The sequence below is a fragment of the Parahoeflea olei genome (genome assembly GCF_001703635.1).
Lineage (GTDB): Bacteria > Pseudomonadota > Alphaproteobacteria > Rhizobiales > Rhizobiaceae > Hoeflea > Hoeflea olei.
On sequence record NZ_LQZT01000014.1, the window covers coordinates 1 to 24643 of the forward strand.

Genomic DNA, 24643 nt, shown 5'->3' on the forward strand with positions numbered 1-24643 from the left:
GCCCATGTCGGCAATGCCCGAGGGCAGCAGCGTCGAAGGCGCGATCACGCGGACCGAGACCCTTGATGCCCTGCGAGGCTTCACCGTCGGCAATCGCCTTGACCTCGAGCGGATGCAGTTTGCAGAACTGTGCGATCTGGTCGAAGCTGAGCGCCGTGTTGTCGACAAGCCAGACGGCGGTCGCCTTTGGCATGAGAAGCTGCTGTGCCATGAATACAATCCTCCTGTCCGTCCGCTCCGGGGGCGCGGGCCGTGGATGAAACCACCATTTCCGGGAAATCGGCGTCGTTATAACTCCAAGCCGGCGCAATTGCAATTGGCGCCGTGCGGTTTTGAAATTCGGGCCGATTGTCTAATTGCCGCGCTCCAAAGCCTTGCTATTAATGGTCGCCATGAGCGCCGGGATGGGCTTAAGATGGCGCCGTATGCGTGCCGGTAAGTGAGGAGGTTCCAAATGCCGAATAAAACCTACAAGGTCTTGAAGGATGCCAAATCCAGAGCCTTGATCGATGATGACACCTACCAGAAATGGTACAAGCAGAGCATCAAGGACCCGGAAAAGTTCTGGGACAAGCACGGCAAGCGGATCGACTGGTTCAAGCCCTATACCAAGGTCAAGAACACCAGCTTCACCGGCAAGGTCTCCATCAAGTGGTTCGAGGACGGCCTGACCAATGTTTCCTACAACTGCATCGACCGGCATCTCGAAAAGCGCGGCGACCAGGTGGCGATCATCTGGGAAGGCGACAACCCCTATGACGACAAGAAGATCACCTACAAGGAACTTTACGACCACGTCTGCCGCCTCGCCAATGTGATGAAGGCGAACGGCGTCAAGAAGGGCGACCGCGTCACCATCTACATGCCGATGATCCCCGAGGCGGCCTATGCGATGCTGGCCTGTACCCGCATCGGCGCGATCCATTCGATCGTCTTCGGCGGGTTCTCGCCGGATGCGCTGGCGGGCCGCATCACCGACTGCAAGTCGACCTTCGTGATCACCGCCGACGAGGGCCTGCGTGGCGGCAAGAAGATTCCCCTCAAGCACAACACCGATCTCGCCATCAAGATCGCCGAACGCGACGGCGTCGTCGTCCAGAAGGTTCTGGTGGTGCAGCGGACGGCCGGAAAGGTCGAGTGGTTTGCTGATCGCGACATCTGGTACCACGAGGCCGTGGCCAGCGCGAAGCCGGACTGCCCGCCGGCGAAGATGAAGGCGGAGGATCCGCTGTTCATCCTCTACACCTCGGGCTCGACCGGCAAGCCCAAGGGCGTGCTGCATACCACCGGCGGCTATCTCGTTTACGCCTCGATGACGCATGAATACGTGTTCGACTACCATCCCGGCGACATCTACTGGTGCACCGCCGATGTCGGCTGGGTGACCGGCCACAGCTACATCGTCTACGGCCCGCTCGCCAACGGCGCGACCACGCTGATGTTCGAGGGCGTGCCGAACTATCCCTCGCCGAGCCGGTTCTGGGATGTGATCGACAAGCATCAGGTCAACATCTTCTACACCGCGCCGACCGCGATCCGCGCGCTGATGGGCGCGGGCGATGACCATGTGACCAAGACCTCGCGCAAATCGCTCCGGACGCTCGGCTCGGTGGGCGAGCCGATCAATCCGGAAGCCTGGATCTGGTATTACAATGTCGTGGGCGACAAGCGCTGCCCGATCGTTGACACCTGGTGGCAGACCGAGACCGGCGGTATCCTGATCACCCCGCTTCCGGGCGCGACCCCGCTCAAGCCCGGCTCGGCGACGCGGCCGTTCTTCGGCGTGCAGCCGCAACTGGTCGACAATGACGGCGACGTGCTTGAGGGCACCGCGGAGGGCAATCTGTGCATCGTCGATTCGTGGCCTGGGCAGATGCGCACGGTCTATGGCGACCACGAACGCTTCATCCAGACCTATTTTTCCACCTACAAGGGCAAGTATTTCACCGGCGACGGCTGCCGTCGCGACGACGACGGCTATTACTGGATCACCGGCCGCGTCGATGACGTGATCAACGTGTCCGGCCACCGCATGGGCACGGCCGAAGTGGAAAGTGCGCTGGTCTCCCATGATGCGGTCTCGGAAGCCGCCGTGGTCGGCTATCCGCACGATCTCAAGGGCCAGGGCATCTATTGCTACATCACGCTGATGGAGGGCCAGGAAGGCACCGACGAATTGCGCAAGGCGCTGGTCAACCATGTCCGCCACGAGATCGGCCCGATCGCCTCGCCCGACAAGATCCAGTTCTCGCCGGGTCTGCCCAAGACCCGTTCGGGCAAGATCATGCGCCGGATTCTCAGGAAGATCGCCGAGGACGAATTCGGCGCACTCGGCGACACCTCGACGCTCGCCGATCCGAGCGTGGTCGACGACCTGATCGCCAACCGGCAGAACAAGAAAAAGGGCTGACCGAGCCCGATTCACGTGAAACGCCAGTTTTCTGGTGCCGCCCGCCCTCGCCTTCGGCCGGGGGCGGGCCTTTTGTTAGCCGGATTCCTCGACCCTGCCTGCCGCGCTTCGGATGCAGTCGCGCCCGCCTCTCGCCGGGACCCGGCTTGCATTGTAGCAAAAGCCGGTTCACACTCGTTTCATGTTCAACAAGTGAAAGGAGGTGATCCGATGTCGAGTGATTCCCAGAAGCCGGTTCGTACGATTCGGATCGCCGGACTTCGGAGCAGCCTCTGAAGCGCCGGTGAAACTGGCAAGTCCCGGTCTTCGCTGAAGACACGGGCAGGCGTCGGACCGGCGCCGGAATTCACGAAGGCCATCCCGCAAGGGGTGGCCTTTTTTGCATGGGTGCGCGCAGTGCGCCCAGGCTCGGTCAGCAGCCGATCTCCGCGCGGATTTCGTTGACCTCGCGCAGGCTGCGGCAAACGTTTTCGCAAGGGATGCCGTCATTGTCGCCGTCGGCACGGTGATAGCCGTTGCACCACAGGATGACTGCATCCCGGCAATTGGTCATCTGCTTGCAGCTCAGCCGGGCCTCGAGAATGAGGTTCTGGCCGGCACTCGCTGTCCCTCCCAAGACGGCGAGAACCGCAGTTGCCATCAGTCCCATGCGATACATCTGTTCCCCCTTTGCCCGGGGGGCATATTCGGTCTGGAACGGCGTGTTGGCAAACGGCAATCTTGCCGCAGCAAGCGGAAAGCCGCAGGCGAGGCGGCTGACGTCAGGATGAGGCCGGGCAGGGGGGCCTCATGCGCCTGCCGCCATCGTAGCGAACGGCCAGGCCCTGGTCGACCAGCATGTCGCCGAGATTCTCATCGTTGCGGGAGAGATCGGCCACGACCCGACCGTAAAACTTCCCGCCCGCGATATTGCGCAGTTCCACGCGGTCGCCGGGGCTGATGGCTTCCGCAAGCGCGAGCTTCGCCTGTTTCGCCGCGCGTTTGAAGGAGGGACATGTGGAGCGCAGTTCCGGGGTGTCGATGCCGCGCAGGCGCACCGCCACGTGAACCGACTGATCCGGCCAGGGTTGTGCGACGACGACAACGGTGTCGCCGTCGACGATGCGGACAACCGTGGCGGCCACGGGGCCGGCGATCATCTTCAGGAGCGTTTCACGTGAATCGGCCTTGGCACCTTGCAGGAGGGCAAGCGGGAGAAGGGCGGCAATGCCGGCAAGGGTGAGGGAACGAACACGCATGATAGGAATATATTCATTTCAAGCGCCGAGGCAACTGAAAATGTTCCTATTGTGTTCGCACTAGAAATCGATGGCGCGGCCGTTGATTTCCCAATCGCCGAAGCGGGCCGGATCGGCGCCGCCACGGCCGCCGATTTCCCGTTCCGCTGACGGGGCCTGGTCCTGCAGCGCGCGCCGGCGCTCTTCGGCCTCGGCGAGTGCCCGCTGTGCCGCTGGGCTAAGCTTTCGCTTCGGCGCCGCCTCAGAGGCGATCCCGCCCTCAGCCGGCGTGTTCTCGACCGGGTTGGGCGTCTGCGCGGGCGTGGAAGAGGAGGTTTCGCTGGTCATGGGCCTGCTCCGGCGGATTCGCGGTCACATTGAAGATTGACTTGAAGGAACCCATCTTTATCGCCACAAGCAACAAAAGCCAAATCCCCGCCCGGCGGGCGTTTGGCCGCTCAAGAGGATGACGGACATGAACCTTGTTCGAACTGCCATGCTGATCGCGCTGATGACGGCGTTGTTCATGGGCGTCGGATACCTGATCGGTGGCACCGGCGGCATGACCATCGCCTTCCTGATGGCGGCAGCCATGAACCTGTTTTCCTACTGGAACTCCGACAAGATGGTGCTGAAGATGCACCATGCGGTCGAGGTCGATGCCCGTACCGCCCCCGAATTCTACCAGATCGTTTCGGATCTGGCACAAAATGCCGGGCTGCCGATGCCGAAGGTCTATGTGATTCGCAATGCCCAGCCGAATGCCTTCGCCACCGGCCGCAATCCTGAAAATGCAGCCGTTGCGGCCTCCACGGGGCTGCTCGAAACGCTGACCGACGAGGAAGTCGCCGCGGTAATGGCGCATGAGCTTGCGCATGTGCAGAACCGCGACACGCTGACCATGACGATCACCGCGACGCTTGCCGGCGCGATCTCGATGCTCGGCAATTTCGCCTTCTTCTTCGGCGGCAACCGCAACAGCAACAATCCGCTCGGCATCATCGGCGTGCTGGTGGCGGTGATCGTCGCGCCGATGGCGGCGATGCTGGTGCAGATGACCATCAGCCGCACCCGCGAATATGCCGCCGACCGTCGCGGCGCGGAAATCTGCGGCAATCCGCTGTGGCTCGCCTCCGCGCTTAGGAAGATCGCCGGTCGCGCCGGTCGCATCGTCAATGAGGATGCCGAGCGCAACCCGGCGACCGCGCACATGTTCATCATCAACCCCTTGAACGGCCAGAAGATGGACAATCTGTTCTCGACCCACCCGGCGACCGAGAACCGCATTGCCGCGCTCGAGGCCATGGCGGCGGAGTTTGCACCTGTACAACAGGCGCCCTCGGCGCCCGGGCCGTGGGGCCGTGACGGCGCGACGCCCAGGGGACCCTGGTCTTGACCGGCGCAAGGACCGCCGGCGCGCGCAGGCGGCCCGGAAAGGCGCGGCCCCGGCCCGACGCCGACAAATCCAAACCCGGTCTGGTGGCGCGGCAGGCTGCCGCCCGGCTGATCGCGGCCGTCACCGAAAGCCGCGCCTCGCTCGACGGGCTGCTCGATCCGGCCGGCGGCAATCCCGCCTTTACCGGTCTTGGCGACCAGGACCGGCTTTTGGTGCGGGCGATTCTGCTTTCGGCGCTGAGGCATCTCCGGGTGATCGACGCGGCGATCGACGCGCTGGTCGACACACCCTTGCCCGAGGGCGCGAAGGCGCTGCGGCAGGTGCTCCGGGTCGCGGCGGCGCAGATCCTCTATCTCGACGTGCCCGATCGCGCCGCGGTCGACCTGGCGGTGAGCCAGGCGGATGCGGATCCGCGAAACCGGCGCTTTTCCGGGCTGGTCAATGCGGTGCTGCGCCGTCTCGCGCGCGAACGCGACACGCTTCTGCCGCAGCTGACGGCGGTCACGCCGCGCTTCCCCGACTGGTTCGAAAACCGGCTTGCCGGGACCTATGGCGCGGCGGCAGCCGAGATCGTGGCACGTCTGGGCGAACCGCCGGCGATCGATCTCACCGTCAAGTCGGACGCGGAGGGATGGGCCCGGCGTCTTGGCGGGATCGTGCTGCCCACGGGATCGGTCCGGCTCGGCCGCCCCGATGGCCCGGTTTCAGGCCTTGAGGGCTTCGAGGAGGGCGCGTGGTGGGTGCAGGATGCGGCGGCCAGCCTGCCGGCGCAATTGTTCTCGCGGCTTGAGGGCCGGGAGATCGTCGATCTCTGCGCCGCTCCGGGCGGCAAGACCGCGCAACTGGTGCTGGCCGGTGCGCGGGTGACGGCCTGCGACCAGTCCGCCACCCGGCTCGAGCGCTTGCGCGGCAATCTCGCCCGGCTCGGCCTCGACGTCGAAACCCGTCTCGGCCGTGCCCAGGATCTGGTCGCCCCCGAGGGTTTCGACGGCGTGCTTCTCGATGCGCCGTGCTCGTCCACCGGCACGGTGCGCCGGCATCCCGACATTCCCTACACCAAGACGCCCGAGGATATCGCGCGGCTGGCCGTGGTGCAGCGGGCGCTGCTCGACCATGCGGCCGGGCTGGTGCGGCCCGGCGGGGAACTGGTGTTTTCCAACTGTTCGATCGACCCCGAGGAAGGCGAGGAGATGGTCGCGGGCTTTCTCGCCGATCATCCCGGCTGGCGCATCCGGCCGGTTGACCCGGCGCGCTGGCCCGGCCTGGAGGGTGCCGTCACGGACAAGGGCGAGATCCGCACCCATCCGGCGATGCTGCCCCATGCCGATCCGCGGCTTGCGGGGCTTGACGGGTTTTATGCCGTTGCCCTTGTCAGGCACTGAGGTGCCGTGGGGAATGCTCAGTCCTGTCAGGCATCCAGGGGCCCAAAAGCCGGTGGGCAGGCGCCGGCCGCGCCCCGCCAGGCAGTTGAACAAACCCGCGACTGTGTTACGATTCGTGTCCGGTGACGGGGCCGGGACCGGTTTTCAGGATTTGCCGTTTGGCCTTTTCGGTGGTTGATTCGCAACGCTCGGCGTATTTGTACGGGGCTGAGATGTGGCGTCGTTTCGCACGCCGCATGGCCTTGGGCCGTCTCAACGCCATGCGGTTTGCCGGTGGCACGCCGGATCGGCTGGTGGTCGCCCCAATCGACCTGCGCATCGCCGATTCCCATATCGCCGAGGAAATCTATTCCGGACGCTTCGCCATGGGCGGCACCCTGGTCGACACCGGCGGCTCGAGCCCGTTTCAGGGCGAGGCGCCGAACGAGGCCTTTGCGCGCAGCCTCAATGGCTTCGGCTGGCTCAGGCACATGCGCGCGGCCGACCACGATCTCGCCTGCGCCAATGCACGGGCGCTGGTGGATGACTGGATCTCGGTCGAGGGCCGGCATCTGAGCGGGCTCGCCTTCGAGCCCGATGTGCTCGCAAGCCGGCTGATCGCTTGGTTCTCGCATTCGCCGATCGTGCTGCGCGGCGCCGATCACGGCTTCTACCGCCGCTTTCTCAAGAGCATCTCGCTGCAGTCGCGTTATCTTCGGCATGTGGCGCCGGCCTTGCCCGCCGACGCCATCCGGTTTCGCGCGCGCATCGCGCTCGCCATGGCAAGCCTGTGCCTGCCGGCCAGTGTCGGCACGGTCCGCGCCGCCGCGCGCAATCTCGATGCCGAATTCGACCTGCAGATCCTGCCCGATGGCGGCCACAGCTCCCGCAACCCGATGGTGCTGGTCGAGCTGTTGACGGATCTGCTGCCGCTTAGGCAGACCTATGTCAATCTCGGCCAGAAACCGCCGTTGAAGATGGCCGCGGCGATGGACCGGATGTTTTCCGCGCTCCGCTTCTTCCGCCACGCCAATGGCGAACTCGCCCTGTTCAACGGCGCCTCGGCGATGTCCGCCGATCGCATGCTCGCGGTGCTGCGCTATGACGAGACCTCCGGCACCGCCTATCGGGAGATGCCGCATTCGCGCTACCAGCGGCTGACGGCGGGCGATGCGGTGCTGATCGCCGACACCGGCCCGCCGCCGAAGGAGCGGATGTCGGAAACCGCCCATGCCGGCTGCCTGTCCTTCGAGCTGTCCTCGGGCGCCAACCGCTTCATCGTCAATGCCGGCGCGCCGGTGGCCTATCACCCGCAGCATGCGGCCTTTGCCCGGCTGACGGCGGCGCACAGCACGCTTACGCTCAACGACATGTCGTCGCTCAGGATCTCGCAATCGCCGTTCCTGGGCCCGATCGTCACCGGCGGCGTGCGCCAGGTCTCGGTCCGGCCGCTGGACGAGGAGGGCAAGCATTCGGGCTTCGCGGCCACCCATGACGGCTATGTCAGCAGCCTGAGGCTCCTGCACCGGCGCCAGATCCGTCTGCTGCTGTCCGGCCACGAAGTCCGGGGCCGGGACGAGCTGCTCAAGCCCGACGAGAGCCCGCCCGCGCCCGAAAATGCGACCGCGGGCGTGGTGCGGTTTCACGTCCATCCCAAGATCTCGGTCGCCCAGGCCGGGGACGGCTCGGTGGAGCTCACCGCGGCCGATGGCGAGAGCTGGGTTTTCATCGCCCGCGATATCCGTCCGCGGATTGAAGAGGACGTGCATTTCGCCGACCTCGCCGGTGCGCGCGCGAGCAAGCAGATCGTGCTCGATTTCACGGTTGGCGAGAGGTCGCAGATCGACTGGAAACTGGTCCGGGCCACGCTGGCGCGCGCCGGAAACTGAGACGCGCCCAGTGCCGGCATCGGGCCGGTGTCGGCTCCCCCTTCCGGCTCCGGCAGCGACACTCCACAGCTCTCGGCATTTCCATGTTTTCCAGATCCGCCGGCTGTGCTACCCCGAGCCCGACGCCGCCGGGACGATGCGGCACACCGCCGAGAGGATTGAAATGGCCGTTGTATCGAAGAACCATCCCGTGCCCGAACTGGTGCGCGTCCGCCGCGCCCTGCTTTCGGTCTCCGACAAGTCCGGTCTTGTCGCCTTTGCCCAGGGGCTCGCCGCTGCAGGTGTCGAACTGGTCTCGACCGGCGGCACGCGCACGGCGCTCGAGGCTGCGGGGCTCAAGGTCCGGGACGTCTCGGAGCTGACGGCATTTCCGGAAATCATGGACGGCCGCGTCAAGACGCTGCATCCGGGCGTACACGGCGGGTTGCTCGGGATCCGCGACGATGCCGAGCACCAAGCCGCGATGGCCGAGCATTCCATTGCCGAGATCGATCTCGCGGTGGTCAATCTCTATCCGTTCGAAGAGACCGTCGCCAAGGGCGCGGACTATGCCACCAGCGTCGAGAACATCGACATCGGCGGGCCGGCGATGATCCGCGCCGCGGCCAAGAACCATGCCTATGTGACGGTGGTGACGGACCCGGACGATTACGACCGCGTGCTCGAGGCGCTTGCGGCCAATGACGGCTCGGTGCCGGTCGCACTCCGGCGCGAACTGGCGGCGCTCGCCTTCGCCCGCACGGCGGCCTATGACGCGGCGGTGTCGGGCTGGTTCGCCGGCGAACTTGCGCTCGAGGCGCCGCGCCACCGCGCCTTCGGCGGCAGGCTGGTCGAGGTGATGCGCTATGGCGAGAACCCGCACCAGGCAGCCGCCTTCTACGCCACCGGCGACAAGCGCCCCGGCGTGGCCAGCGCACAGCTGCTGCAGGGCAAGCAGCTGTCCTACAACAACATCAACGACACCGACGCCGCCTTCGAACTGGTGAGCGAGTTCGGCACGGAACGCGCGGCCTGCGCGATCATCAAGCACGCCAACCCGTGCGGCGTGGCGGTGGGCGACAGCCTCGTCGAGGCCTATCGCCGGGCGCTTGAATGCGACCAGACCTCCGCCTTCGGTGGCATTCTCGCCTTCAACCAGGTGCTCGACGCAAACACCGCCGAGGAAATCGTCAAGCTGTTTACCGAGGTGATCATCGCCCCGGACGCAAGCGAGGAGGCGCGGCAGATCCTGTCGGCCAAAAAGAACCTAAGGCTGATGATCACCGGCGGACTTGCCGACCCGCTCGCCCCGGGCCTGACCGTCAGGACGGTGGCCGGCGGGCTTCTGGTGCAGACCCGCGACAACGGCCATGTCGGAGCGCAGGATTTCAAGGTCGTGACCAAGCGGGCGCCGGACGCGCGCGAACTTTCCGATCTCGCCTTCGCCTTCAGGGTGGCCAAGCACGTCAAGTCCAATGCCATCGTCTATGCCCGCGACGGGGCGACCGTCGGCATCGGCGCTGGCCAGATGAGCCGGGTCGATTCGGCCCGCATCGCCGCCCGCAAGGCCGAAGACGCAGCCCAGGTGCTCGGCCTCGAAGCGCCGCTCACCCGCGGCAGCGTGGTGGCCTCGGACGCCTTCTTCCCCTTTGCCGACGGGCTCCTGTCGGCGATCGAGGCCGGCGCCACGGCGGTGGTCCAGCCCGGCGGATCGATGCGCGACCAGGACGTGATCGACGCCGCCGACGAAGCCGGCATCGCCATGGTGTTCACCGGCATGCGCCACTTCCGGCATTAGGCCGCAAGGCGCACACGGGCCGGGCGCAAGCCCGCGCCCGCTTCAGAAATGGTCAAGGCAGACGCCCCATACCTGAGGTATGGGGCGTTTTTGCGTTCCATACCCGGAGTCCGGGATTGCCGGGCGGCGCCGCTGCGTCAGGCAGTGGCGCGGCGCGGTGCCGGCCGGTCGGCCGGGTAGGGCGTGGTCCACAGGATCGCGAGCCCGATGGCAAAAAACAGGATGATGGTGGCCATGCCGAGCCGCTGCGAGTTCGAGACCGCGGTGACGGTGGCGACCAGGAACGGCGCCAGGAAGCTGGTGGCGCGGCCGGCAAGCGCATAGATCCCGAAATAGCGCCCGGCCTCGTCCTCGGTCACGCTGCGGGCCATATAGGCGCGCGAGGAGGCCTGCACCGGCCCGAAGGCGATGCCGATCAGCAGGCCGAAGGCGATATAGGCTTTTTCCGCTGCGGTGCCGAACAGCCCGCCCGAGTCGGCGTCACCCAGCACCAGCGCGCCGAAAAAGGTGAAGCCCGGCCCGGTCGAGACGATGCCCACGGTGGCGATCAGCAACAACAGGATCGAGATCAGCACCACCGACTTGGAGCCGAGCCGGGTGTCGAGCCCGCTCGCATAGAGGCAGGAAAAGATCGCCACCACATTGAGCATGATGCCGTAGACGCCGATTTCGGTGATCGACCAGCCGAACATGGCCGCGGCGAAGCCGCCACCAAGCGCAAGCAGCGCATTGACGCCGTCCTGGTAGATCATCCGCGCCACCAGGAACCGGAAGATGCCGGCGCGCTGGCGCACCTCGCCAAGCGTCGACTTGAGTTCGATGAGCCCGTCGCGCACGGCCACGCCGAGCGCCCGGCGGCCGCCGGCGTCGGGCGTGAACAGGAACATCGGCAGGATGAAGATCGCATACCACAGCGCCGAGATCGGGCCCGAGGCGCGGGCGTCCTCGCCCTGCACCGGATCAAGCCCGAACAGCGGCGCGATGCCGATGATGGTCTTGCCGGTTTCCGGCGAGGCGGCAAGGCAGGCGATGATGAAAATCAGCACGATCATGCCGCCGAGATAGCCAAGCCCCCAGGCGAGGTTGGAGACGCGGCCGATCTGAGCCTTCGGCACCAGCCGCAAGAGCATCGAATCGTTGAACACGATCGAGAATTCGGCGGCGACGGAGGCGAGCGTGAACAGCGCCACAACGGCCACGAGGTTCGAGCCGGGGGCGGCGAACCAGAGCCCGCACAGCGCCAGGATCTTGATCACCGCGAAGAAGCCGATCCAGGGCTTGCGCGGCCCGGTCTGGTCGGCGATCGAGCCGAGCACCGGCGAGAGCACCGCGATCAGGAAGCCGCCGGCGGCGATGCCGTAGCCCCAGGCCGCCTGGCCGGTCGCCGGGTCGCTTGCCATGCGCGAGATGAAATAGGGGCCGAAGATGAAGGTGGTGACGACCGTGAAGAACGGCTGCGCCGCCCAGTCGAACATCATCCAGCCAAACACGCCGCGGCGGCGGACAACCGTCGCCGGCGGCAAACCCGTTGCGTCAGTCATGCGATCGTCCCCCTACCGCGTAAGGGCCCGATCCTGTCACGTGCGCAGGGATCGGGCAAGATCGCTGAGCATGCCGGCGGCCACCGTGAGTTTTGCCACCGACAGCTCGCCGCTGTCGGTCAGGGTCAGGATCTGGCCGCGGACATGGGCGATGCGGCTCGCGTTGGTCTCGAGCCAGTCGCCGGCGGGATCGGCAGCCTTCGGGTTGGCATCGAGCGCGGTTGCGGCAATGGTGCGGCGCGCCTCGAAGATCTCGTCGAGCCCGCGGGCGACCGCCAGCCCCTCGAAATGGTCCGACGGCTGGATCCGCTCCACCGCGGCGACGATCCGGCCCACCCGGAAAGCGCCGGTGACGGCGAAGAAGGCCTGCGTGGCGCGATCGAGATCGGTGTTCGAGGTGGCCGCGACCTGGCAGATGTCCGGTGCCAGCGCCAGCCCTCCGAGCCCTGCGATTTCCGCCGCCAGTTCGTCGGGCACCGCATGGGTGACCAGGTCGGCGCGGATCGCCTCGGCTTCCTCTTGCATGAAGTCCGGCATGGCTTCCGCGATCCTGCCGCTCAGCTTCCGGATGCCCGCCTGCATCGATTTGACGGCAGTGGCGAGGTCGCCATGGGCAGCGCCGGTCTTGAGCGCCCAGCTTGTCACTTCCTTGAGCGTGTGGCCGATCAGGGCATAGAGCCGGTTCTGGACCGCACCGGGGACCTTCGAATCGAGCGCGTCGACCCGGGCATAGAGCGCGGGCAGCGACAGCCCGTCGCGGGCGAGCACGAAGGCCTTGACCACGTCGGACGGCGTAGCGCCGGATTTGTCGCCAAGGCCGATCACGAAGGCCGGACCGCCCCGGTTGATGGCGTCGTTGCCCAGAAGCGTGGCGATGATTTCCCGACGCAACCGGTGGGTTTCGATGTCGGCCGCATGCGGCTTCTGCATCTTGCCGGGGAAATAGGAGCGCAGCGTGGTGTCGAAATAGGGCTCGTCCGGCAGGTCGCTTGAGACGATGTCGTCGAACAGCACCAGCTTGGCATAGGACAGGAGAACCCCCATTTCCGGTCGGGTGAGCGCCCGGTCGGCGGCGATGCGCTCGGCGACCGCGGCGTCGTCGGGCAGGTACTCCACCTTGCGGTTGAGCAGGCCGCGGGATTCGAGATTGCCCATCACCCGGTTGAGCTCGCCCACGCCGGCCACGCCTTCCGCCTCGGCGATCGAGATCGCCAGCGTCTGCAGGTAGTTGTTGCGCAGCACCAGGGCCGCCACCTCGTCGGTCATCGACGCCAGCAGCACATTGCGCTTGTCGCGCGTCAGCCGGCCCTCGCGCATGGCATTGGCCAGCGCGATCTTGATGTTGACCTCGACGTCGGAGGAGTTGACGCCGGCGGAATTGTCGATGGCGTCGGAGTTGCAGCGCCCGCCCGAAAGCGCATAGGCGATGCGGCCCCGCTGGGTGACGCCGAGATTGGCGCCCTCGCCGATCACCTTCGCGCGCACGTCATGGGCAAGCACGCGGATCGCGTCATTGGCGCGGTCGCCGACATCGGCGTCGCTTTCGCCGGCGGCCTTGATATAGGTGCCGATGCCGCCGAACCACAAAAGATCGGTCTCCATCCTCAGGATCGCGCTCATGATGTCCTGCGGCGTGGCCTTGTGCTGGTCGAGCCCGATCGCGGCGGCCGCCTCGGGGCTCAAATCCACGGATTTGAGCGTGCGCGGAATGATCATGCCGCCCTTCGACAGCTTGGCGCGGTCATAGTCCTGCCAGCTCGAACGGCCGAGCTCGAACAGTCGCCTGCGCTCGGCGAAGCTCTCCGCGCAGTCGGGATCGGGATCGATGAAGATGTCGCGGTGGTCGAAGGCCGCCCGAAGCCGGATCTTTTCGGACAGCAGCATGCCGTTGCCAAACACGTCGCCCGACATGTCGCCGACGCCGGCGACCGCGAAGGGCGTGGTCTGGATGTCGATGTCGATCTCGCGGAAATGGCGCTTGACCGCCTCCCAGGCGCCGCGCGCGGTAATGCCCATCTTCTTGTGGTCGTAGCCCGCGGATCCGCCCGAGGCGAAGGCGTCGTCGAGCCAGAAGTCGCGCTCCTGGCTCAGCGCGTTGGCGGTGTCGGAGAAGGTCGCAGTGCCCTTGTCGGCGGCAACGACGAAATAGGGATCGTCGCCGTCGTGGCGCACGGTGTCGGCCGGCGGCACCACCGTGTCGTCGACGATGTTGTCGGTCACAGACAGAAGCGTGCGGATGAACAGCTTGTAGGCCTCGCGGCCGGCCTCGAACACCGCGTCGCGACCGCCTTCGGCGGGCAGTTTCTTGGGATAGAAGCCGCCCTTGGCGCCCACCGGCACGATCACCGCATTCTTGACCTGCTGCGCCTTGACCAGCCCCAGCACCTCGGTGCGGTAGTCCTGAGCACGGTCCGACCAGCGCAGGCCGCCGCGGGCAACCGGGCCGAAGCGCAGATGCACGCCCTCGACCTCCGAGCCGTAGACGAAGATCTCGCGGAACGGTCGCGGCTCGGGCAGGCCTTCGAGCATCTTCGGGTCGAGCTTGAAGGCCATCGCCGGGCGTGGCGCCCCGTCCGCGCCGGTCTGGAAATAGTTGGTCCTGAGCGTCGCGGCGATGGCGTTGACATAGCGCCGCACGATCCGGTCATCATCAAGGCTCGGCACTTCGGCGAGCGCGGACTCGATGTCCTCCATCAGGCGGGTTGCGGTTTCGGTGCGCGCGTCCGTCGACAATGCGATATCGAAACGGGTCCGGAACAAGTCGAACAGGCGTGCGGCAATGCCGGCATGGCGGTTGAGGCTGTGGGCGATGTATTCCTGCGAATAGGCGATGCCTGCCTGCCTGAGATAGCGGGCATAGGCGCGCAGCACGGTCGCCTCGCGCACCGACAGGCCGGCATTGGTGACGAGACGGTTGTAGCCATCATTGTCGGTGTGACCCCGCCAGACCGACAGGAAGGCCTCTTCCAGCCGGGCGCCGTCGCTGTCGAGATCGATGAAACGGCCGTCCTCGTGGGTGATTTCCATGTCGTGCAGGAACACCGTGCCCGACGTCCCGGTGTTTTCGTCGAGCAGGATTTCATGGGTCTGCTCGCTGACCACCTTGAAGCCGAGATTTTCGAGCAGCGGCACCCGCCGCGACAGCGACACCGGTTCGCCCGCATGAAAGATCTTGAGCGCGAGCCGGTCATCGGAACTGGCGTCGTTGCGGTAGAAGGCGATGCGGATCGCGCCGGGCTCGGTGCAGGCGAGGATGTCGCCGATGTCTTTGAGCGCATCCTCGGGCCGGAACCGCTCCTTGTAGGAGGGACTGACGCTCATCCGCGCCGCATTGCTGCCGCCGAGTGCGCGGAACTGGTCTTCCCATCTTGTGACGATGGCGCGCACGTCGCGCTCGAGCTGGTCCTGCGAGACCTGCGGCGTCTTGCCCTCGGAGCGGCCGATGATGAAATGCACCCGCGCCACGCCGCCCTCGGGGAAGGCCGGATAGTAAGCCGACACACGACCGTTGTAGACGGTCTTGAAATAGGCGCCGATGCGCTCGCGGGCGACCGAATCATACTGGTCGCGCGGCACATAGACGATCAGCGAGACGAACCGGTCGAAATGGTCGATGCGCGGCAGCACCCGCACACGCGGTCGATCGGACAGCTCGTTGATCTGGTAGCAGAACCGCGCCAGAAGCTGGGCATCGATCTGGAACAGGTCGTCGCGCGGATAGGCCTCCAGCGTGTTCAGCAGCAGTTTGCCCGAATGGCTTTCGGGGTCGTAGCCGAATTGCGAGACCACCTGCTCGACCTTCGAGCGCAACAGCGGGATGCGGGTGACCGAGCCGGTATAGGCGGTGGAGGTGAACAGGCCGACCACGCGCAACTCGCCGATCACCTGGCCCTTCGAGTTGAAGCGCTTGATGCCGATATAGTCCATATAGGCGCGGCGGTGCACCACCGAGCGCACATTGGCCTTGGTGACGATCAGGAAGTCCGGCCCCTGCAGGAATTCCAGGATCTCGGGCGTGGTGGTGACCTGGTCCTTGCCGAGTCTGAGCACCAGCACGTCGGGATCGGCAAGAATGCCGAGCCCGTCGGAAGAGGCGCGGCTTAGCTGGGCGCTTTCGCCTTCGCCGGAATAGACATATTCGCGCATCCCGAGGAAGGTGAAATTGTTGTCCCTGAGCCAGGCGATGAAGGCGAGCGCCTCCTTGCGGGCGGGCTCGGTGGCCTTGTCGACGTCGAGCGCCACCAGGTCGGCGGCGCTGTGGTCGATCATCGCCAGCATGGCCTTCCAGTCGCCGACCGCGGCGCGGATCTGGTTGAGAACATGGCGCACCTGGGTCTCAAGCCTTGCCGTCGCCTCCGGCCCGAGCCGCGGCATGTGGATCTGCATGTAGCTCACGCGCTCGGAGGGATCGCTGCCGTCGCCATGGGAAAACAGGATCGCGGGCGCCTTGCCGGCAAGCACCACGATCGGGTGCACCGCCATCAGGATGTCGCGCACCTGCGAGGTGACTTCGCCCATCACCGAATCATACAGGAACGGCTTGTTGAGCGTGGTGATCGACAGCACGGTGACGTCGGCGCCCGACAGCGTGGCGCGGTCGATGTCGACCAGGCTCACCCGTGCGGCCTTGCCGTCCCAGGCGCGCAGCTCGGCCTCGGCCAGGATCGCGAAATCGGCAAGCGTGCCCGCCGGAAAATGCTGCAGGTCGTCGATGCTGGCACGGGAGAACAGCACATCCGGCGCCACATGCGGCTTCTTGCTGCGTGCGGCGATCGAGGCGGCTTCCGCGATCAATGTTTCGGTGCCGCCCGTGTTTGCGACTGTCATGTCAGCCCTCTCCCAGACTTGATCTTTCGCCGAAACCTAGCAGAAGTGTCGGTTAAAGCGACCTCAATTCACGGATAAGCACGATTTGGGAGGAAAAATTGTGACAAAGGCAGAAAAATCCATCACCGCGCTGGCTTGCGAGCCGGAAATGCCGCTGAGCCCGGCGATGACCGCCTATTTCGCCAAATGCGAGGAAAAGCTCGGCATGGTGCCGAATGTGCTGAAGGCCTATGCCTTCAATTCGGACAAGCTCGAGGCCTTCGTCGCCTTCTACAACGACCTGATGCTCGGCGCCTCGGGGCTTTCCAAGCTCGACCGCGAACTGATCGCCGTCGCCGTCTCCTCGATCAATCACTGCTATTACTGCCTGACGGCGCATGGCGCGGCGGTGCGGCAGCTGTCGGGCGATCCGGCGCTGGGCGAGCAGATGGTGATGAACCATCGCGCGGCCGAACTGACGCCCAAGCAGCGCGCCATGATCGCCTTTGCGGAGCTCTTGACCCGCGATCCGGCGCGGATCGTCGAGGCCGACCGGCAGGCGCTGCGCGAGCATGGCTTCAGCGACCGCGACATCTGGGACATCGCCGCTGTCGCCGCCTTCTTCAACATGACCAACCGGGTCGCCTCGGCCACCGACATGCGCCCCAATCCGGAGTATCACGGCATGGCGCGCTGAGCGGGCTGATCTCGCCCCGCTGCACCGATAGGTGCTGTGCAGGGCCTGCCGGAATGCTATGGTGCGGGAAAGCAAAGACCAGGGGCCGGGAGCCCGGATCATGAAAGACGACGAAACCGTTCGCCAGGCAAGACGCACGCTCGACCGGCTCGGCGAGGAAGGTGGCCTCTCGGCCACGCCGGTGATGAAATCGGCGGCGGGCGGCGTGCGCGACCATTTCGCCGCGCGCGACGCCGACAGCACCGACAAGGTCGAAGTCTGGGGCACCCGGATCGCCCGGGGACTGGCACTCCTTGCCTTCATCGCGCTTGCCCTGTGGCTGGTGGGGCAGATCTCGCAATGAGCCACGAGACGCAACGCAATCCCGGCATTCGGCCTTCGGTTATCGTCATCTCGAGCCATGTGGTGCGCGGATCGGTGGGCAACCGGGCGGCGGTGTTCGCGCTCGAAACCCTCGGATTTCCGGTCTGGGCGCTCCCCACCGTGGTGCTGCCTTGGCATCCTGGCCATTCCCGGGCGACCCGGATCGTGCCGCCGGAGGCCGCCTTCTCCGCGCTGATCGATGATCTGTGCCGCGCGCCCTGGATCGGCGAGGTGGGCGCGGTGCTGTCGGGCTATCTCGGGGAGGCGGGCCAGGCCGCCGACATCGCCCGGCTGGTCGGCGCCGTGCGTGCGGCCAATCCCGGCGCGCTCTATCTGTGCGATCCCGTGATCGGCGATGCCGGCGGGCTGTACGTGCCCGAAGCGGTGGCCGAGGCGATCGGGTCGAAGCTGGTGCCGATCGCCGATATCGCCACGCCGAACGTGCATGAACTCGCCTGGCTGTCGGGCGCGCCGATGCCCGATCACGGCTCCATCGTCGCGGCCGCGCAAACACTCGGGCCGGCGCGGGTGATGGTCACTTCGGCGCCGGCGATGATGACCGGCAGCACCGGCAACCTCCTGGTGAGCGGCCGGCAGACGCTGATGGCCGAGCACCGGCTGATCCCGAAGGCCCCGAACGGGCTCGGCGATCTGCTGTCGGCCACGTTTCTCGCCCATCTGCTCGAACCGATGGCGGAAGAAAAGGCGCTGCAGATGGCCACCGGCACCGTGTTCGAGATCCTGGCGCGCACCGCGCGGCGGGGTGCGGACGAATTGACGCTCGAAACCGATGCGCAAAGCCTGCGCACGCCGATGGCGATGGTCAACATGCGCGCGCTGCACACCGCGCCGGGCCGCAGGAAGACGTGAGCGCATCGCCGGGTCCGGACACGGTCCCGCTGGCCGGGGTCGATGGCTGTCGCGCCGGCTGGATCGCGCTTGCGCGGGCGCCCGGCGAAGAGCGCCCACGGCTTCTCGTCCGGGCGCGGTTCGCCGATCTGGTCCACGACCTCGGCGCCGATGCGGTGATCGCGGTCGACATGCCGATCGGCCTGCCGGACCGGATCGTCGGCCCGGGCAGGGGGCCGGAACAGGCGGTCCGGCGCTATCTCGGCGCCCGCCAGTCGAGCGTGTTCTCGATTCCCGCGCGCGCCGCGGTGGAAGCCGAAACCTATGCGGAGGCCTGCGCGCTGGCCGAGCGGCTCTCCGATCCGCCGAAGCGGGTCTCCAAACAGGCCTTCTTCCTGTTTCCCAAGATCCTCGAGATCGACCGGCTGCTCCGGGCCGAGCCCGATGCCCGGGAGCGCATTATCGAATGCCATCCGGAATTCGCCTTTTGCCGGCTCAACGGAATGGTGCCGATGGCCACGCCCAAGAAGATCCGCGGCTCGGTCAATCCCGATGGCATCACCGAGCGGGTCGCGCTGCTGGCCCGGCACGGCCTGCCGCCGGAATTGTTCCGTGAAGGCCCCCCGCGCGGTGCGGCCATGGACGATCTCGTCGATGCCGCGGTCAATCTGGTGATCGCCGGCCGCCATCTCCGCGGGCTGACCGCGCCGTTTCCCGATCCGCCGCTCCGCGACCGGTTCGGCATTCCGGTCGCGATCCATGGCTAGGTCGGGGGCTAGGTCGGGGGCTAGGTCGGGATCCGGCAACCGGTCGCGAAGACAGGCCATCCGCAGCCGGCTGCGGCGCAGCGCGGCGGGGTGGCGGAGAAAAGGCCGATTGATCTTCGCCGCGCGCCCGGCTATGTGCGAAAGCATGTCGACTTTTCCAGAACGCCTTCTCGAAGGCTACCAGTCCTTCATGACCGGCCGTTACACGGCCGAGCGCCAGCGCTATCGCGATCTGGCCGAAGCCGGGCAGGAGCCGCACACGCTGGTGATCGCCTGCTGCGATTCCCGCGCCGCGCCCGAAACCATCTTCGATTGCGGCCCGGGCGAATTGTTCGTGGTGCGCAACGTGGCCAATCTGGTGCCGCCCTACGCGCCCGACAGCAATTACCACGCCACCTCGGCGGCGCTCGAATTCGCGGTGCAGTCGCTCAAGATCCGCCAGATCGTGGTGATGGGCCATGGCCGCTGCGGCGGCATCAAGGCCGCGCTCGATCCCAATGCCGCGCCGCTGTCGCCGGGTGATTTCATCGGCCAGTGGATGGGGCTGCTCAAGCCCGCCGCGCAGCAGATCCAGGACAGCCAGCTGATGACCGGTGGCGAGCGCCAGGTCGCGCTGGAGCGGATTTCGATCCGCAATTCGCTCGCCAATCTGAGATCGTTTCCCTGCGTCAAGATCCTTGAGGACAAGGGCAAGATGGCGCTGCACGGTGCCTGGTTCGACATCTCGACCGGGGAACTGTGGGTGATGGATCCCAAGAGCGGCGATTTTTTCAGGCCTGAACCCGGGCTTGCTTGACAGCGGCCCCCGGTCTCCGGTTCCATGTCCCTGTCGGCGCCACGACTTCGGACCGGAGTGGCGCCAGGGGAGCCCAGAATGCCTGCAAACCGGCCATTTTCATTCCGTCTTCCTGCAAGCCTGGCGCTTGCGGCGGGCCTTTTGCTGCCGGCATCGGGGGCTGCGGCGCAAAGCTCGCTGCTCGAGCGCTGGTACACGGCGGTGTTCGACGTCAATCGCGTGGCGATCAGTGACCTGCTGGCCGAGGATGCCCTGATCCGGCTTGAGGACCTGGGCGTGACCCAGACAAAGACGGAATATCTCGAATCGCTCGAGGACTGGGCGGATGTCGTCAAATCCGCCAATTTCGCCTGGCAGATCGACGAATCCGAGACAGCCGACGACACCGCCGCCACCGCGCTGGTGTGCTACCAGTTTCCCGACAAGGAAGTGATGATCCGCGAGGTCTTCGCGTTTCGAGACGGCAAGATCATCGCCGCCAGCCAATCGACCGCCGACGACAGCTGCGAAGATTTCTGACCCCGGCGGGAACCTGCCTCAGCCGTCGATCTCGGCGCCGATCTTGGCGATTGCCTGCTGGTAGACGCTGGCTGCGTTCCAGCCCTGGATCGCGGCGAAATTGGGCTGGCCCGGCTGGTAGCCGGCGCCCCGGCTCCAGCCGTGGCCGCGCAGGAAGTTCGCGGTCGAGGCCAGCGCATCGGCAGCGGTACCGAGATTGACCGAGCCGTTGCGGTCGCCGTCGACGCCGAAGCGTGCGACATTGGCGGGCAGGAACTGGGTCTGGCCGATCTCGCCATGGGCCGCGCCCTTGAAATCGGGGCTGACCCAACCCTTCTGGATCAGCTGCAACAGCGCGTAGAGCTGTTCGGTGAAATAGGCCGAACGGCGGCAGTCATAGGCGAGCGTGGCGACCGCGGACACCGTGTGCTGGTTGCCCATGAAGGCGCCGAAGCCCGATTCCATGCCCCAGATGGCAATCAGCGGACCGGCCGGGACGCCATATTTGCTTTCGATGGCGGCGAACAGGGCGGCATTCTGCTGCTTGAGCCGCTTTCCCTTGGAAATGATCGTGGCGGCGCCGCGCTTCTGCATGAACTGGTCGAAGCTCAGCTTGAAGCTCTTCTGGTTGCGGTCGAGCGAAATCGTCTTGGTGGCGTAGCTGACATTCCTGAAGGCGCGGTCGAGCGTGCGCTGCGAGATCCCGGCGCGGGCGGCCTCGCCCTTGAAGCTCTCCACCCAGGCCGGAAAGCCCGCGGCGGTGTTGCCGCACTGGGCGGCGTTGGCCGTCGAGCCGGCTGCGATTGTGATCAGGGCGGCAATTCCGAGCGCCGCCAGTTTCCGACTTTTGCCGTTCATGTTCACAATGCCTCCGTGCCACCTGAAACCGGTCCGGAGCGGACATTGCCAGCGATTCGGGGAAAAGTCACGGGTATGACCCGCACGAAAAACCCCGCCATTGTCGCCAATGACGGGGGTTGCAGAAATGCACCGGGGATGCGCCGGCGCAAGAGCTCAGGCGGCCAGCCGCGGCGAGATCAGCCGGCGGTTGACCAGCAGTTCGGCGATCTGCACGGCGTTCAGGGCGGCGCCCTTGCGCAGGTTGTCCGACACGATCCACATGTTCAGGCCGTTTTCGACGGTGGCGTCCTCGCGGATGCGCGAAATATAGGTCGCGTCCTCGCCGGCGCATTCATAAGGCGTGATGTAGCCGCCGTCCTCGTGCTTGTCGATCACCTGGCATCCGGGTGCGTCGCGCAGGATGTCGCGGGCTTCCTCGGCGCTGATCTCGCTTTCGAACTCGATATTGACCGATTCCGAATGGCCGATGAACACCGGCACGCGCACCGCGGTGCAGGTGACCTTGATCTTCGGGTCGAGCATCTTCTTGGTCTCGGCCAGCACCTTCCATTCTTCCTTGGTGTAGCCGTCCTCCATGAACACGTCGATATGGGGGATGACGTTGAAGGCGATGCGCTTGGTGAACTTGTGGCTCGAGATCGGGTCGGCCACGAACACCGCGCGGGTCTGGTTGAACAGCTCGTCCATGCCGTCCTTGCCGGCGCCGGAGACGGACTGGTAGGTCGACACCACCAGGCGCTTGATCTTCGCATGATCATGCAGCGGCTTGAGGGCTACCACCAGCTGTGCCGTCGAGCAGTTCGGATTGGCGATGATGTTGCGCTTGGTGTAGCCGGAAATCGCGTCCGGGTTCACTTCCGGCACGATCAGCGGCACGTCGGCGTCGTAGCGCCAGGCCGAGGAATTGTCGATCACCACGCAGCCCTGGGCGCCGATCTTCGGCGACCAGGTCTTGCTCACCGAACCGCCGGCCGACATCAGGCAGATGTCGGTGTCGGAAAAATCATGGGTTTCGAGGTTCTTGACCTTGAGCGTCTTGTCGCCGAACGACACTTCGGTGCCGACCGAGCGGCTGGAAGCCAGCGCCACGACGTCGCTGACCGGAAAGGCGCGTTCTGCAAGGATATTGAGCATTTCGCGGCCGACATTGCCCGTCGCCCCGGCGATTGCGATTTTGAAACCCATGGTTCCCGTGCTCCTCTCTCCCCCTTGTTTAACGGACAAGCGCCACTCTTCCCGCCCCGGGGAGAGTGAGGGGCGGAACGGGTCAGATCGCGGTTTTGGTCTTGATCGTGGTGCGCATGGTGGCGGTGTTGTGCTGCAAGAGCGCAGAAATGTCAATTCCGCTGTTGCTCCGGCTGCAGCGCACCAGGAAGCTTCCGTTGCCGGCGCGGGTCATGGCGGGCCGATCGGGCGTGTTGCGCCCAAGATCCGGACCGGACTGCCCGGCTCGTCGCCGAATTCCGCCTCGATCAGCGATCTCGATCCCATGTCCTCGCCCTGGACGATGCGGATGCGGTTGCCGTGCGGCCAGCCGAGATCGCGCAGATAGCCCGCGAAGGCGGCCGCCGCGGCACCCGTCGCCGGGTCTTCGGGCACCCCGCCCGAGGCGAAGGCGTTGCGCACGTCGAAATCCGAGCGCTCCCTTTCATGGACCAGCATGATGGTGACGAGGCCGTGATCGCGCATCAGGGCTCGCCCGCGGTCGAGATCGTAGGTCATGGCGGCGAGATCGGCGCGGTTTGCGAGCGCAAGCAGGAGATGGTCTGCGCCGGCGTGGATTTCCGCCGGCGGCAATGCCGGGTCGAGCTGGTCGTGGCGGTAGCCGAACAGGGCGAGCGCCTGCTCGAGCAGGCCCGCCCGAACCGGACCGCTCCGTGTCGGCGGCGATTGCAGCGCCGCTCTCGCTCCACCCTCGTCACCTGGCGTCGCCTCGACGGTGATTTCCGCCTGATTGAGCCGGAGGGCAAACCTGCCGAGCCCGCTGTGCTCCGCGAGCGCTGCGCCGAGGGCGATGGTGGCGTGGCCGCAGAACGGCACTTCCGTTTCCGGTGAGAAATAGCGCACCCGCCAGCGCTCCGGTCCGCCGTCGGACTCTCGGTCAGGTATCGCGAAGGCGGTTTCGGAATAGCCGATTTCGGCTGCGATGCGCTGCATCTCGGCGTCAGCGGGAAAAGTTTCGGCAATCATCACGCCCGCGGGGTTTCCGCCGGTGGTGCCGTCACTGAAGGCGGCCAGTCTCCGGATCGTCATGGTGGCTCCTGTCGTGGATTGGCAATGGTTGCGAGCATAGGCGGTTTTGCGGCGTCTGGACTTGCCCGATGCAAGGTCGTTCGCTCATTGTGCATTCGCTGTGAAGGCAAATCGGCGAAAAGGGCTCGCACATGAATATCGACGAGAAGGATCGGCTGATTCTCAGGCACCTGGGCGAGGATGCGCGGATGCCCGTGCGCGAGCTTGCAAGCCGAGTGGGGCTGTCGGGGCCTGCCACCGGCGAACGCATCCGGCGGCTCGAAGCCAGCGGCGTGATCGCGCGGTTCACCGTGGAACTCGATCTCGCCAAGCTCGGTTTTCCGCTGCAGGCGATCGTCCGCATCAAGCCGCGGCCGGGCAATCTGCACATTGTCGAGGACATGATCATGGGCGAGCCCCGGTTTCTCGATTGCGACAAGGTGACGGGCGAGGACTGTTTCGTGGTGCGACTGGCGGTGCGCTCGATCGCCGATCTCGATCCGGTGCTGTTGCCGTTTCACGACCGGGCGGAAACCAACACGGCGATCGTCAAGTCTTCGCCGCTCAAAGCGCGCAATCCGCTGTGACCGGACAAAGAAAACCCGGGCGCGGCGTTGGGGCCGGCCCGGGTCTTCGCGTCTTGATGCCTCTGGCCCTGGCTGCTTAGCCGGCGTAGGCTGCGAGAATCGCGTCGCCCATCTCGGCGGTGGTCACCTTGGTGCAGCCCTCCGACATGATGTCGCCGGTGCGCAGGCCGCGGTCGAGCACGCTCGAAATCGCGGCTTCCAGACGGTCGGCCTCGGCCACCATGTTGAACGAGTAGCGCAGGCACATGGCAAACGACGCGATCATGGCGATCGGGTTGGCGATGCCCTGGCCGGCGATGTCCGGAGCCGAACCGTGCACCGGCTCGTAGAGCGCCTTGCGCTTGCCGGTCTTGGCGTCGGGCGCGCCGAGCGAGGCCGAGGGCAGCATGCCGAGCGAGCCGGTGAGCATCGCGGCGACGTCCGAGAGCATGTCGCCGAACAGGTTGTCGGTGACGATCACGTCGAACTGCTTGGGCCAGCGCACCAGCTGCATGCCGCCGGCATCGGCCAGCATGTGGGAGAGCTTGACGTCCGAATATTTCGCCTTGTGGGTGGCGGTGACCACCTCGTTCCAGAGCACGCCCGATTTCATGACG

General features: G+C 66.0%; 22 protein-coding genes and 1 pseudogene. 12 read left to right on the forward strand and 11 right to left on the reverse strand.

Going from position 1 to position 24643, the window contains the following annotated elements; genetic code table 11:
* Positions 1 to 211 (reverse strand): annotated as a pseudogene (locus tag AWJ14_RS11430) (hypothetical protein); the annotation flags it as partial.
* A 243-nt stretch (positions 212 to 454) separates the two neighbouring features.
* Here AWJ14_RS11430 and acs point away from each other — a divergent pair.
* Positions 455 to 2410, forward strand: a complete 1956-nt coding sequence (gene acs, locus AWJ14_RS11435) for an acetate--CoA ligase (RefSeq protein ID WP_066178858.1) — start codon at positions 455 to 457, stop codon at positions 2408 to 2410.
* Between the two features lie 412 nt (positions 2411 to 2822).
* On the opposite strand, the gene AWJ14_RS11440 is transcribed toward acs, so the two are convergent.
* From AWJ14_RS11440 to AWJ14_RS11450, 3 genes are all read right to left on the reverse strand, one after another.
* Positions 2823 to 3068: an excalibur calcium-binding domain-containing protein gene (locus AWJ14_RS11440; RefSeq protein WP_139112613.1), complete on the reverse strand. Its 246-nt coding sequence runs from the start codon at positions 3066 to 3068 to the stop codon at positions 2823 to 2825.
* A gap of 103 nt (positions 3069 to 3171) precedes the next feature.
* Entirely contained in the window at positions 3172 to 3648 is a 477-nt protein-coding gene (locus AWJ14_RS11445) for a thermonuclease family protein (RefSeq protein WP_066178862.1), read from the reverse strand.
* Between the two features lie 60 nt (positions 3649 to 3708).
* Positions 3709 to 3975 (reverse strand): DUF1674 domain-containing protein, encoded by a 267-nt coding sequence (locus tag AWJ14_RS11450; RefSeq protein WP_083220201.1) that lies wholly within the window; start codon positions 3973 to 3975, stop codon positions 3709 to 3711.
* 127 nt (positions 3976 to 4102) lie between these two features.
* Here AWJ14_RS11450 and htpX point away from each other — a divergent pair, with 127 nt between their 5' ends.
* The 4 genes from htpX (at position 4103) to purH (ending at position 10050) form a co-directional block, all read left to right on the forward strand.
* Positions 4103 to 5023: a zinc metalloprotease HtpX gene (gene htpX / locus AWJ14_RS11455; protein WP_066178865.1), complete on the forward strand. Its 921-nt coding sequence runs from the start codon at positions 4103 to 4105 to the stop codon at positions 5021 to 5023.
* Positions 5014 to 6405 (forward strand): RsmB/NOP family class I SAM-dependent RNA methyltransferase, encoded by a 1392-nt coding sequence (locus AWJ14_RS11460; RefSeq protein WP_066178868.1) that lies wholly within the window; start codon positions 5014 to 5016, stop codon positions 6403 to 6405. The genes htpX and AWJ14_RS11460 overlap by 10 nt, the downstream gene beginning before the upstream one ends.
* A 212-nt stretch (positions 6406 to 6617) precedes the next feature.
* A complete protein-coding gene (locus tag AWJ14_RS11465) occupies positions 6618 to 8273 on the forward strand; it encodes a heparinase II/III family protein (protein ID WP_066178871.1) in 1656 nt (551 codons plus the stop codon).
* Positions 8274 to 8436: 163 nt separating this feature from the next.
* Complete coding sequence (gene purH, locus AWJ14_RS11470) at positions 8437 to 10050, forward strand: bifunctional phosphoribosylaminoimidazolecarboxamide formyltransferase/IMP cyclohydrolase (protein ID WP_066178872.1); 1614 nt, start codon at positions 8437 to 8439, stop codon at positions 10048 to 10050.
* A 137-nt stretch (positions 10051 to 10187) separates the two neighbouring features.
* Here the strand turns inward: purH and AWJ14_RS11475 are convergent, their stop codons facing one another.
* Together AWJ14_RS11475 and AWJ14_RS11480 are read right to left on the reverse strand one after the other, a co-directional pair.
* Complete coding sequence (locus AWJ14_RS11475) at positions 10188 to 11591, reverse strand: MFS transporter (protein ID WP_066178875.1); 1404 nt, start codon at positions 11589 to 11591, stop codon at positions 10188 to 10190.
* A gap of 36 nt (positions 11592 to 11627) precedes the next feature.
* Positions 11628 to 16418, reverse strand: coding sequence for an NAD-glutamate dehydrogenase (locus tag AWJ14_RS11480; protein ID WP_066178877.1), 4791 nt, complete (start codon positions 16416 to 16418; stop codon positions 11628 to 11630).
* Positions 16419 to 16566: 148 nt separating this feature from the next.
* Between AWJ14_RS11480 and AWJ14_RS11485 the strand changes: the two genes are divergently transcribed.
* The 6 genes from AWJ14_RS11485 (at position 16567) to AWJ14_RS11510 (ending at position 20388) form a co-directional block, all read left to right on the forward strand.
* Positions 16567 to 17094, forward strand: a complete 528-nt coding sequence (locus AWJ14_RS11485) for a peroxidase-related enzyme (RefSeq protein WP_066178984.1) — start codon at positions 16567 to 16569, stop codon at positions 17092 to 17094.
* 100 nt (positions 17095 to 17194) lie between these two features.
* Positions 17195 to 17437 (forward strand): hypothetical protein, encoded by a 243-nt coding sequence (locus AWJ14_RS11490; RefSeq protein WP_139112615.1) that lies wholly within the window; start codon positions 17195 to 17197, stop codon positions 17435 to 17437.
* The gene (pdxY, locus tag AWJ14_RS11495) at positions 17434 to 18327 is read left to right on the forward strand and encodes a pyridoxal kinase PdxY (RefSeq protein WP_066178881.1); all 894 of its coding nucleotides are present in this window, start codon (positions 17434 to 17436) and stop codon (positions 18325 to 18327) included. The genes AWJ14_RS11490 and pdxY overlap by 4 nt, the downstream gene beginning before the upstream one ends.
* Positions 18324 to 19073 carry a DUF429 domain-containing protein gene (locus AWJ14_RS11500; protein ID WP_066178886.1) on the forward strand — a complete coding sequence of 250 codons (750 nt, stop codon included), beginning with the start codon at positions 18324 to 18326 and terminating at the stop codon, positions 19071 to 19073. Before pdxY ends, AWJ14_RS11500 begins: the two co-directional genes overlap by 4 nt.
* A 145-nt stretch (positions 19074 to 19218) precedes the next feature.
* The gene (locus tag AWJ14_RS11505) at positions 19219 to 19869 is read left to right on the forward strand and encodes a carbonic anhydrase (protein WP_066178987.1); all 651 of its coding nucleotides are present in this window, start codon (positions 19219 to 19221) and stop codon (positions 19867 to 19869) included.
* A 78-nt stretch (positions 19870 to 19947) separates the two neighbouring features.
* Positions 19948 to 20388 carry a hypothetical protein gene (locus tag AWJ14_RS11510; RefSeq protein WP_066178889.1) on the forward strand — a complete coding sequence of 147 codons (441 nt, stop codon included), beginning with the start codon at positions 19948 to 19950 and terminating at the stop codon, positions 20386 to 20388.
* 18 nt (positions 20389 to 20406) lie between these two features.
* Here AWJ14_RS11510 and AWJ14_RS11515 read toward each other — a convergent pair whose 3' ends face one another.
* The 4 genes from AWJ14_RS11515 to AWJ14_RS11525 form a co-directional block, all read right to left on the reverse strand.
* Entirely contained in the window at positions 20407 to 21225 is an 819-nt protein-coding gene (locus AWJ14_RS11515) for a lytic murein transglycosylase (RefSeq protein ID WP_066178892.1), read from the reverse strand.
* A 156-nt stretch (positions 21226 to 21381) separates the two neighbouring features.
* A complete protein-coding gene (locus tag AWJ14_RS11520; RefSeq protein ID WP_066178895.1) occupies positions 21382 to 22413 on the reverse strand; it encodes an aspartate-semialdehyde dehydrogenase in 1032 nt (343 codons plus the stop codon).
* Positions 22414 to 22495: 82 nt separating this feature from the next.
* Positions 22496 to 22627, reverse strand: a complete 132-nt coding sequence (locus AWJ14_RS23010; protein WP_280949315.1) for a hypothetical protein — start codon at positions 22625 to 22627, stop codon at positions 22496 to 22498.
* Positions 22624 to 23481 (reverse strand): PhzF family phenazine biosynthesis protein, encoded by an 858-nt coding sequence (locus AWJ14_RS11525; protein WP_066178897.1) that lies wholly within the window; start codon positions 23479 to 23481, stop codon positions 22624 to 22626. Before AWJ14_RS11525 ends, AWJ14_RS23010 begins: the two co-directional genes overlap by 4 nt.
* A gap of 131 nt (positions 23482 to 23612) precedes the next feature.
* Here AWJ14_RS11525 and AWJ14_RS11530 point away from each other — a divergent pair, with 131 nt between their 5' ends.
* Complete coding sequence (locus AWJ14_RS11530) at positions 23613 to 24047, forward strand: Lrp/AsnC family transcriptional regulator (protein ID WP_066178901.1); 435 nt, start codon at positions 23613 to 23615, stop codon at positions 24045 to 24047.
* Positions 24048 to 24123: 76 nt separating this feature from the next.
* On the opposite strand, the gene AWJ14_RS22790 is transcribed toward AWJ14_RS11530, so the two are convergent.
* Positions 24124 to 24643: isocitrate/isopropylmalate family dehydrogenase (locus AWJ14_RS22790; RefSeq protein WP_245304240.1), on the reverse strand; the 520-nt coding region annotated here is incomplete at its 5' end.

Coding starts and splice junctions, on each gene's coding strand:
- acs (WP_066178858.1), top strand. CDS start 455: ATGCCGAATAAAACCTACAAGGTCTTGAAGGATGCCAAATCCAGAGCC.
- AWJ14_RS11440 (WP_139112613.1), bottom strand. CDS start 3,068: ATGTATCGCATGGGACTGATGGCAACTGCGGTTCTCGCCGTCTTGGGA.
- AWJ14_RS11445 (WP_066178862.1), bottom strand. CDS start 3,648: ATGCGTGTTCGTTCCCTCACCCTTGCCGGCATTGCCGCCCTTCTCCCG.
- AWJ14_RS11450 (WP_083220201.1), bottom strand. CDS start 3,975: ATGACCAGCGAAACCTCCTCTTCCACGCCCGCGCAGACGCCCAACCCG.
- htpX (WP_066178865.1), top strand. CDS start 4,103: ATGAACCTTGTTCGAACTGCCATGCTGATCGCGCTGATGACGGCGTTG.
- AWJ14_RS11465 (WP_066178871.1), top strand. CDS start 6,618: ATGTGGCGTCGTTTCGCACGCCGCATGGCCTTGGGCCGTCTCAACGCC.
- purH (WP_066178872.1), top strand. CDS start 8,437: ATGGCCGTTGTATCGAAGAACCATCCCGTGCCCGAACTGGTGCGCGTC.
- AWJ14_RS11475 (WP_066178875.1), bottom strand. CDS start 11,591: ATGACTGACGCAACGGGTTTGCCGCCGGCGACGGTTGTCCGCCGCCGC.
- AWJ14_RS11480 (WP_066178877.1), bottom strand. CDS start 16,418: ATGACAGTCGCAAACACGGGCGGCACCGAAACATTGATCGCGGAAGCC.
- AWJ14_RS11485 (WP_066178984.1), top strand. CDS start 16,567: ATGCCGCTGAGCCCGGCGATGACCGCCTATTTCGCCAAATGCGAGGAA.
- AWJ14_RS11490 (WP_139112615.1), top strand. CDS start 17,195: ATGAAAGACGACGAAACCGTTCGCCAGGCAAGACGCACGCTCGACCGG.
- pdxY (WP_066178881.1), top strand. CDS start 17,434: ATGAGCCACGAGACGCAACGCAATCCCGGCATTCGGCCTTCGGTTATC.
- AWJ14_RS11505 (WP_066178987.1), top strand. CDS start 19,219: ATGTCGACTTTTCCAGAACGCCTTCTCGAAGGCTACCAGTCCTTCATG.
- AWJ14_RS11510 (WP_066178889.1), top strand. CDS start 19,948: ATGCCTGCAAACCGGCCATTTTCATTCCGTCTTCCTGCAAGCCTGGCG.
- AWJ14_RS11515 (WP_066178892.1), bottom strand. CDS start 21,225: ATGAACGGCAAAAGTCGGAAACTGGCGGCGCTCGGAATTGCCGCCCTG.
- AWJ14_RS11520 (WP_066178895.1), bottom strand. CDS start 22,413: ATGGGTTTCAAAATCGCAATCGCCGGGGCGACGGGCAATGTCGGCCGC.
- AWJ14_RS23010 (WP_280949315.1), bottom strand. CDS start 22,627: ATGACCCGCGCCGGCAACGGAAGCTTCCTGGTGCGCTGCAGCCGGAGC.
- AWJ14_RS11525 (WP_066178897.1), bottom strand. CDS start 23,481: ATGACGATCCGGAGACTGGCCGCCTTCAGTGACGGCACCACCGGCGGA.
- AWJ14_RS11530 (WP_066178901.1), top strand. CDS start 23,613: ATGAATATCGACGAGAAGGATCGGCTGATTCTCAGGCACCTGGGCGAG.